This is a genomic window from Haladaptatus sp. W1 (assembly GCF_001723155.1).
Lineage (GTDB): Archaea > Halobacteriota > Halobacteria > Halobacteriales > Haladaptataceae > Haladaptatus > Haladaptatus paucihalophilus.
In genome coordinates, this window is sequence record NZ_MEIH01000101.1 from 1 (window position 1) to 8,213 (window position 8,213).

Annotated in this window: 9 protein-coding genes and 1 pseudogene; 6 read left to right on the forward strand and 4 right to left on the reverse strand. The window is 52.3% G+C overall.

Annotated elements, in window-relative coordinates; genetic code table 11:
* On the reverse strand, positions 1–1,228 hold a 1,228-nt coding region (locus BG842_RS05760; RefSeq protein WP_069450034.1), incomplete at its 3' end, for an AMP-binding protein.
* A 223-nt stretch (positions 1,229–1,451) separates the two neighbouring features.
* Between BG842_RS05760 and BG842_RS29605 the strand changes: the two genes are divergently transcribed.
* Together BG842_RS29605 and BG842_RS05765 are read left to right on the forward strand one after the other, a co-directional pair.
* The gene (locus BG842_RS29605; RefSeq protein ID WP_175424084.1) at positions 1,452–1,592 is read left to right on the forward strand and encodes a hypothetical protein; all 141 of its coding nucleotides are present in this window, start codon (positions 1,452–1,454) and stop codon (positions 1,590–1,592) included.
* A gap of 77 nt (positions 1,593–1,669) precedes the next feature.
* A pseudogene (locus tag BG842_RS05765) lies at positions 1,670–2,209 on the forward strand (hypothetical protein); the annotation flags it as partial.
* A 483-nt stretch (positions 2,210–2,692) separates the two neighbouring features.
* On the opposite strand, the gene BG842_RS32990 reads toward BG842_RS05765, so the two are convergent.
* Positions 2,693–3,130 carry a hypothetical protein gene (locus tag BG842_RS32990; RefSeq protein WP_083252440.1) on the reverse strand — a complete coding sequence of 146 codons (438 nt, stop codon included), beginning with the start codon at positions 3,128–3,130 and terminating at the stop codon, positions 2,693–2,695.
* Between the two features lie 502 nt (positions 3,131–3,632).
* Positions 3,633–3,983 (reverse strand): winged helix-turn-helix domain-containing protein, encoded by a 351-nt coding sequence (locus BG842_RS05775; protein WP_069450037.1) that lies wholly within the window; start codon positions 3,981–3,983, stop codon positions 3,633–3,635.
* A 106-nt stretch (positions 3,984–4,089) separates the two neighbouring features.
* Here BG842_RS05775 and BG842_RS05780 point away from each other — a divergent pair, with 106 nt between their 5' ends.
* From BG842_RS05780 to BG842_RS27200, 4 genes are all read left to right on the forward strand, one after another.
* Positions 4,090–4,896, forward strand: a complete 807-nt coding sequence (locus tag BG842_RS05780; RefSeq protein WP_083252441.1) for a DsbA family protein — start codon at positions 4,090–4,092, stop codon at positions 4,894–4,896.
* A 59-nt stretch (positions 4,897–4,955) separates the two neighbouring features.
* On the forward strand, positions 4,956–5,429 hold the full coding sequence (locus BG842_RS05785; protein ID WP_254662929.1) for a hypothetical protein: 474 nt from the start codon (positions 4,956–4,958) through the stop codon (positions 5,427–5,429).
* 201 nt (positions 5,430–5,630) lie between these two features.
* Positions 5,631–6,317 (forward strand): thioredoxin domain-containing protein, encoded by a 687-nt coding sequence (locus BG842_RS05790; protein ID WP_254662930.1) that lies wholly within the window; start codon positions 5,631–5,633, stop codon positions 6,315–6,317.
* Between the two features lie 761 nt (positions 6,318–7,078).
* Positions 7,079–7,597, forward strand: a complete 519-nt coding sequence (locus tag BG842_RS27200) for a thioredoxin domain-containing protein (protein WP_083252443.1) — start codon at positions 7,079–7,081, stop codon at positions 7,595–7,597.
* Positions 7,598–7,662: 65 nt separating this feature from the next.
* Here BG842_RS27200 and BG842_RS05800 read toward each other — a convergent pair.
* A partial coding sequence (locus BG842_RS05800; protein ID WP_069450042.1) for an MBL fold metallo-hydrolase occupies positions 7,663–8,213 on the reverse strand: 551 nt, incomplete at its 5' end.

Sequence of the window (8,213 nt, forward strand, 5' to 3'; positions counted from 1 at the left end):
GTGGAGGTTCAGATACTGCTTCGATGGTTATGTGGTTAATCCCGTGAGCACGAAGGAACGACTGGAGCTCCCGCTCGATATGTTTCCAGACCTCCTCCTCGGTTGCATCAGGGGTAACATCAAAGCGAACCTGAAGTGTTGCAGGGGCTGTGCGGATAATCTGGGTTCGATGGATACCCGGAACTTCTTCGACGACGCTTGAGAGTGCGAGTGGGAAAATCGGCACCTCCTCTCCCTCGTCGGTTTCGAACTGGAGGACGTCTCCTTGCCGTCCGCCGACCTCCATGATGGGGAATGCGCTCCCGCATGGACACCGTTCTTCGTACATCGTGATGCTATCCCCGAGATCGTACCGAACGATCGGTTGCACTCGATTCGAGAGGCTCGTTATGAGGACGGTGTCCGACGGCGTCCCAGGTTCGACCGGCTGATAGTCCTCATCGACCGGTTCGACCACAACCCAGTCTGTATTGGCGTGGAGGTTCCCGTGTTCGCACTCGACGGCAATCGGAACGAATTCCGTCGCCCCATAGAGTTCTCGGACCACACAATCGAAGGTGTCCCGGAGCATTCGCTTTTGGGTCTCAGAGATGGGTTCTGCCGTGGGGAGAACGAGTGCTGGGCTGATGTCGAGACGTCCGTCTTGCTGGGCTCGCGCCAGCTCGACGAAGACGGTCGAGTAGCCTTCGAGGATGGCGGGTTGGTACTGGTTCAGATCGGAGATCAGGTCGTCGATCGGGCTCTTCGGCGAAAAGAGTCGAAGGCGACGCTCTCCATAGACGGATTCTCGACGCATCATCTCGAGACCGGCCGCACCGGCGAAATGACCGCCCGAAACCGCGACGAGTCCGATGCGGAGATTCTGTGTGAAGAGTCGGGACAGTGACGAAATTCCGGCTATTGCGGGCACGATCCACCGATCACCTAGCACGTCTGAAATGGTCCATGCGGTCTCATCCTGGACGAACACCCCTGGTTTCCCGGTCGTCCCAGAAGTTGTCCAAACCGGATACTTTCCGAGGAAGCGCTCGCCGATCTTCGTCTCGTCGGCGACGAACGTGTCGATCTCGGCTTTGGTTATTGCTGTGTCCGTGACGACGTCGTCGAAGTGTTCCACCAACATCGGCTTCGTCACCGGCGGGTATTGTATGAGGTCGGTACTGCCCTCGGGCACGTCGGCGTAGTGTTGCTTATAGAACCGTGACTGTCGCCGGACGAACGAGAGCATTTCAGCGAGCCGTCGTCGCTGCCGAGTCTCTACCTCTGCACGGGTCGCTCTTCTGGCCCGCCACACGTCGAGCGTAATCTTTCCTCTCTCGATTGGATTCATCGGACTGGTGTTGAAGCACGGAGGAATTCTTCCGAGCCCCCTCTTGTGTTCCCTGTCCACTTCGCGGCGAACGGACTTTGTTATTCCCCCGCCGAGCCAGCTGTTACCCGACGGTCCTCATGTGGCCCTCCCAGGGCTCACCATGTCCGGACAACAGTACGACCTCGCCACGGGAATCCAATTTCCGTATCGACGACCGCGCCTTCTCGGCGTCATAGTGTATCGGTGGCAACAGCGCTGGTTCGGTGTGTCGGCCGGTTAGAACATCGTACGTCATTAGGGCTCACCGCAAAAGAGCACATCTCGATCGGGGAGATGGAACGCGGACGACCCGGCCGTATGGCCCTGCGTGAGAGTCTGGCTGCGAACGAGGGTGCTCGGAGCTTCATCCACGAGTCAATGCGGGAGTGAATACCACTCGGACACGCTCATCGCGACCACATTCGTGATCTCTCAATCGAGCAGATTCGCGAGATGTACCGACAGGCGATCCGGCAACACAGGAAGCTCCATCTCGGGAAGAACGAATGGCACCAGACGACACTGATCTACCGGCAGAAAGAGGACTCAGAGCACGACGACCATCGACAGTATTCGGTGTTCATGACGAATCGGGGAAGTGGACACCTCACGGAGTACGGCTCCCGTTGGAAAATCGAGAGTGGGTACAGGTCGATCAAACGGTTCATGGCCGCGACGACGTCCAAGGACTTCGGGCTACGGTTCTTCTACTTCGCGTTCGCGTGTCTGCTCTACTCGATCTGGCGCGTTGTCGATTTGCTCGTCCAGGTCGAACTAACTGGTGAGTACAAGCACGCGCCGATTGTAACGGCCGATAATACGCTCACGCTGCTGAAGAAAGAGACGGGAATTGGGTAGGGAGTCGCTCGATCTGGGGGAGTGCCGAGGTTCTGAGTGGCGACACTGGTAGCAGATTCGGGAAGCCCCCGAAATAGTTGGTAGTCGGACAAGAAATGACGTTCGAGAGTCAATCTGAAGCAGTTCCCGGTCACGGATTCGGTCGAAACCACGCATCACAGCACCGCTAAACCCACTGTAGTCTCAACTTCCAGATGGTAGGATTTGCTATAGCTACATATGATTTATGGATTGGTGTATGCTGCTGTCAGTCCTTATTACGGATGTTTTCAGCATTTCAGCCAAAAACCCATCCACTTCCGCTTAGAACGATAATCGGAAGTGAGAACACCACGGTACCCCCAAACCAATCTATGTGCAACTCGTAATTTCTGCCCAGCACGATCGCTACGGCTGCCGAGTTTGGTCGAGAACACCAATTTTTACAGAGATAAGTTAGTAAATTTGCTACTCATTTTCTGGGAGCGTCAATAGCATGAAGTCTTAGGTCGTCCCCGACTCGGCTGCGCATCCACACGATTCACAACTTCGCTGAGATCGGTAGTACAGTAGTCCAGTGAAGAGCAACACCGAGACTACTCCTAGGAGGGGGCGGTACGGATCGAGATACGTCATCAGCATGGAGCTGCCGAACAGCGCGAGTAAGAATACATTACAGATCGGACAGCTGAAGGCGAGGAAGCCAACAACAGTACTACCGATAGCCAAGCGGTCGTCACCAGGGCGATTAGTCGTGGGTTGTTGGCCAACGTATATCCCAACAGATAGTGACGTGAGAACGAGAAATGTGTAATCGAATGGAGTTCGTGGAACCATCCGAGTGTACAGTGAATTTGGAAGGAGTCCTGTTACAACACCGAATAGGAGAAACGACCCGATGCTGACCGCCATTCCCCTCACAATTGCTGTCCGTGTCGACATCGGCTCAAACGAGACGTAAAGTGGGTATAAAACCGAGTGACGATTTGCTGGTTCTGCAAAAGCACCCCTGTATTTAGAGGGTTTCTTATCATAATCTGTGATATGACGTTGGTGACGCTGCAGACCATTTCCTCGATAACCAGTACGCGTGATTTACTCTCACTTGGCTATCCGAGTTAGCAACGGACTGTTTGCTTTTCAAATTGGGTTGCTATACTTCGTTGGTTGTGCGAAAATCGTCATCCGTACAACGAGTAGAGGACACATCCCATCCCCATCGCAACCAATACAGTTTGCGCAGCACCGAACGTAGTGGCCGAAATCTGTAGTGACTGTATAAGTGAACACCCCATCGTTCCCCCGATAGTAAGGAAAATAAAGCCGATTGCGACGAATAACATCGGCTCACTCTGGTTGCGACGGTAACCACGAAACCCCTGGTATGCAATAAGGAGCCCGAGTCCCATCACGAGTAATTTTCCGACGAACAGTTCAATACGCATTATCGATTCCCTCTCATTCCTTCCCACACTTGTGTAAATCGGTCGGCAGTATCACGTTCGGTGATGTGTACCGTCAGCTCCCCATCAACGATGTCAATCTCGACGTGCTCCACAGCGGCTTCGTAAACTGCCCGGTGATTACCATCCGCCTCCAACTGTGTCCGTTTTTCGACTAAATTCTCCTCCTCTAGATCATTTAACCGACGGTAGATGGTCGGGAGCGACGCATCGCATTCGGTGCTAAGAGTCTGGGCTGACATCGGTTGGTTACTTGTTTTCGTGAGGATCGCACGGGCGTACTCATCGTCCAGCAAACTGAACAAGTCGGCTGGACTCGGGTCCTCACTCACACTCGAAGTAGGAATGGTGTACCTTTAAAAGGTAGTGAGGTACTTCTAATCCTGAAAACGAGCGGGTGGACTATCACCTCTCCGTGTTTCGCTTGAGCTACCGATTATGTCCGACAGTGCCGATAGAACTGGCCGGCGAACATTCCTCGGAACAACCGGAATACTACTCACCGGGTTAGCAGGATGTACGGATACCAATGCCGGGTCTGACGATATAACTACGACAGAGCAAACAGAGCAAAGTACTGCGACGGGGAGTACGCAGACTAACCAGACCACCTCGTCCACCGCTAAACCGCAATCGTTGGTGTATGCGAGCTCCGAAACGACCGAATTCGGGATTAATCTAGAAGGTAATCCCTTGATGGGGTCACCTGATGCATCGGTGGATCTGTATTATTGGAGCGACTATCAGTGCCCATTCTGTAATCGATTCGAGCAAAATACCTTTCCGAAAATCCTCGAAGACTATATCAAACCGGGGGACGTGCGACTCGTCATCCTCGAATACGTAACCATCGGAGACGCCTCAAAGACAGCGGGTCGAATGGCAAAATGTGTTTGGCGGCAGGTCAAAGAGACCGATCCGAACGCATTCAAACGCTGGCATGCGTCGATATTCGACGCACAAAAGAAACCGAACTCAGGGTGGGCGAAAAAACAGAATCTGCTCGACATCACAGCAGGCGTACAGGGCGTCGACGCCGATGCAGTCGCATCGTGCTTACAAGAAAACGAACAGTCGTTGGCAGCGAGCGTTGCCGACGACAAAAAAGCCGGAAACGACAAAGGCGTCAGTGTAACACCGACATTCGTCTTCCACAACTCCGATTCGGGCGATGCAACGGCGACGATTCAGGGTGCACAACCATACCCCCGCTTTGAAGCGACGATCGAAGAGGTGAGAAAATGAGCAGGGAAACGCGAGTCCATCGATGGGGTACGGATCTACAGAGTGCGCTTGCCTATCCCATGAGTTCAGCATCCCGAATTCTCGGTGCGATTCTCATCGCGCTCGTAACCTATGTCCTACTCATCCTCTCGACGTTTCCTGAGATGTCGATTCAGATGCTTGGGGCAGGAGTACAATGGTTTGACGACGCGATGATACTTCTGACCGAAAATGTGCTGGCAACGAATGGGTGGTTCGGTCTTGCGCTCATTATCTCGTACGCGGTGCTAACCGCTGTCGCCATCGTCAACGTGACTGCCCAAGTGAGTGTGACTGGCGTGTCCAGCCTGTCGGATTTGCTCGGTGTATTACCAGGTCTCGTTGCATCGGGATGTGCCAGTTGCGGTGCCGGGTTGCTCGGATTCCTTGGATTTGCTGGTGCCCTGGCCGCAATGCCGTTCCATGGAGATTTACTTCGGATCGGTGGTATTCTTCTCCTCCTTGGATTCCTTGTCCGTGCTGGCGACCCTCGCGAATGTCGACTCAACATATAAACGATTCAATCATGATCCACACCAAATACGGAAGAACTGTCGGAGATCGGTATCGAATCCGGAACGCAAGCGAACAGCACAGTGAAATGGGATTAGGAAAGAGAGAGTACAATGCGTGATACTAATGGGCCACCGTCCCGACGCCTATTTCTCGGGAGTGTAGCTGGATCCCTATCCGCGATAACTGGTTGCACGAGCATTTTGCAGTCGTCCAGCAACGATTCAGATACTGGGAGTAACACCACCAGTAGGCACAGTTCGAACGACAACGGAACCGCACTACTGTACGCGACAGAGGAGACGACGAAATTCGGTATCGATCTGCAGGGCAATCCAGTTATCGGGTCAGCAGATGCACCACTCGATATGTACTATTGGAGCGACTATCAGTGCCCATTTTGCCAAAAATTCGAGCAAAACACGTTTCCCAAACTCCTCGAGGACTACGTAAAGCCGGGAAAGGTCAGAATTGTGGTCCTTGATAAACCCTACATTGGCCAAGCATCAGAAACGGCGGCTCGGATGGCAAAATGTGTGTGGCGGACGGTACGCGACGAGAAACCTGATGCATTCAAACGATGGCATTCGTCGATGTTTGATGAACAGGGAAAAGAAAACTCGGGATGGGCTCAGCGGTCGAACTTGTTGGAGATAACGGACAACGTTCGAGGTGTCGATGCTACCGCCGTTGAGTCCTGTATGAAACAGAATAGAGATGCTGTGATTGCAAGTATCGATGCTGATGTCAAGGCATCTGAAAAGAACGGTCTTCGAGGAACACCCGCTTTCATTATCTTTGATCGGGAGTCGACGAAGGCAGGCAAAGTCGTCGGCGCACAGCCGTATTCGCTCTTTAAAAAGGCCTTTCGGAAGATCAGTGACGCATGAAACCAATCGTCTGTGATCGATGGACGATACGCTACTGAACCTTCCTGCCCCAGTTCTGTAATACCAGGTACGCAGGAACAATGGAAGCTGTGACTTTCACTTCAAAAAACACCGGCTAATTTCTCGATGAGAAACCGCTCATCCGAGCTTATTTAGATTTCTAACAAGGATTAAACATAGAACATCCCATACAGATATAGAGACGAAATATCATTCCAAACATGAACAAATCACGGCGGAAATTCGTCCAACTAACGGGGGTAACGGCGGTTGCATCGTTGAGTGGCTGTACAAGCCTCTTCGGCCGTAATAATACAACATCGACGACAACCGGTAATCAGCCGACGCAAACCCGGCATACGACTGACGGAGAACCAACATCCACTACACCAAACACGACGACGACGAACACTACAACAACAAAGAAACAGGAAGTCAAGGCAGCACCCGGTATTATCAACCAAGCATCTGTCCCAGATCGACCGACCCAATTCACGTACGCACATATGGGGGCAAACGATGCACCAGTGACAGCGACTGTGTATGGTAGTTGGAAGTGTCCCTATACACAAGAATTCGTAGAAGGGGAACTGTCTAGTTAAGAGATTTTGTTGTATAGTGGTGTTTCAACGTCTGTGAGAGGAAGAAAGAACAAATTGCAGGATCCCAATATGACACGGGTTTCGGTGACGCAGCCAAATTTCGTCTTCTCATAGTGGAGCCAATCTCAATATCAAGAATCAGCCACTTACGATTGGTAGATGCACTTCGTCAATCGTACCGCTGTCGCTTGTTTTCCTTATCTAGACAGTGCCGTAGAAGGATATTTGCAAACAATAATCGAGAAATTCGTTCGCCCTGGTGACGTTCGGCTTGCTTTTCGAGAAGTCGCGTATGACGAGGGAGAGCCATTTCATGGACCTGATGAGCTCACTGCTGCCCACGCTGGACTGTCCGTCTGGAATCACTCACCCAGCGCATACTGGTCGTTCTTCGCCCGTATGTTCGCTAATCAACAGAGTACGACCGAGTCGTGGGCAACGACTGATCGACTAATGCAAATCGTGAAAGTTGCTGGCGTCTCGAACCGTGACAAGATCCGACAGGATATCAAGAACAATGCATATCAGCAAGAAATCAAGGCGACAATGCAGAAGGTGCACGAGTTAGAACTCGGCGCCGTACCGCGAGTTGTGGTTGGGAAGAGCATCACAGCGCCGACCGTAGATGCTGGCAATATAGAAGACCAGCTCGAGCAGGCGATTGCCGACAAAAAATAGTCAAAAAACGGAGGGGAGTGGCATTTACCTCTTCTTCATCGATACTCGTTCCGATTCGGATTGCTTTACTGAGGGATAAACATGAGACCATCTCCGCTGGTCCCGGACGCCCCACTGTCTCCGTTCATCTTCGTTTTAAGAATGCGCCCGTCGGGGTACACATCGACGAGATCATTCGCAATCGCTATTGGGCCATCGTACTCGTCAATGATAATCTTTATTTCCTCACTGAGATCGGTGACTGTATCGCGGCTGATATGCGAGAGGACAAGCATATTTGCCTTCGCTTTTTGAGCGTTCATCCCAATTTCGCGGGGAGTCGAGTGAAGTACGCGCTTTGGTTCACTGCTGCCCATTTTCGATTCCGGTTCAAGCAGTCGATTCTGAATCATCACATCAGTTCCCTTCGCCAACGTAGGGACGTTTCCGAGCTTGGAACTATAATCACCTGTAAAGGTGAACGAAGTACCCTGGTACGAGACACGGTATGCAAGTGACGGCATCGCACCATGCTTTGTCGGGGCCGCCTCAACGGTCAGCCCGTCTTTGGAGTACACCCTCTGAATCTTACCCGGGCTGTCGGTTGGTGCGTCGATGTCGTGTGCCTTAAGACGTA

Bases quoted from the DNA above. Each gene is read 5' to 3' on its own strand.
- BG842_RS05780 (WP_083252441.1), top strand. From the start codon at position 4,090: ATGTCCGACAGTGCCGATAGAACTGGCCGGCGAACATTCCTCGGAACA.
- BG842_RS27200 (WP_083252443.1), top strand. From the start codon at position 7,079: ATGCACTTCGTCAATCGTACCGCTGTCGCTTGTTTTCCTTATCTAGAC.
- BG842_RS32990 (WP_083252440.1), bottom strand. From the start codon at position 3,130: ATGTCGACACGGACAGCAATTGTGAGGGGAATGGCGGTCAGCATCGGG.
- BG842_RS05785 (WP_254662929.1), top strand. From the start codon at position 4,956: ATGAGTTCAGCATCCCGAATTCTCGGTGCGATTCTCATCGCGCTCGTA.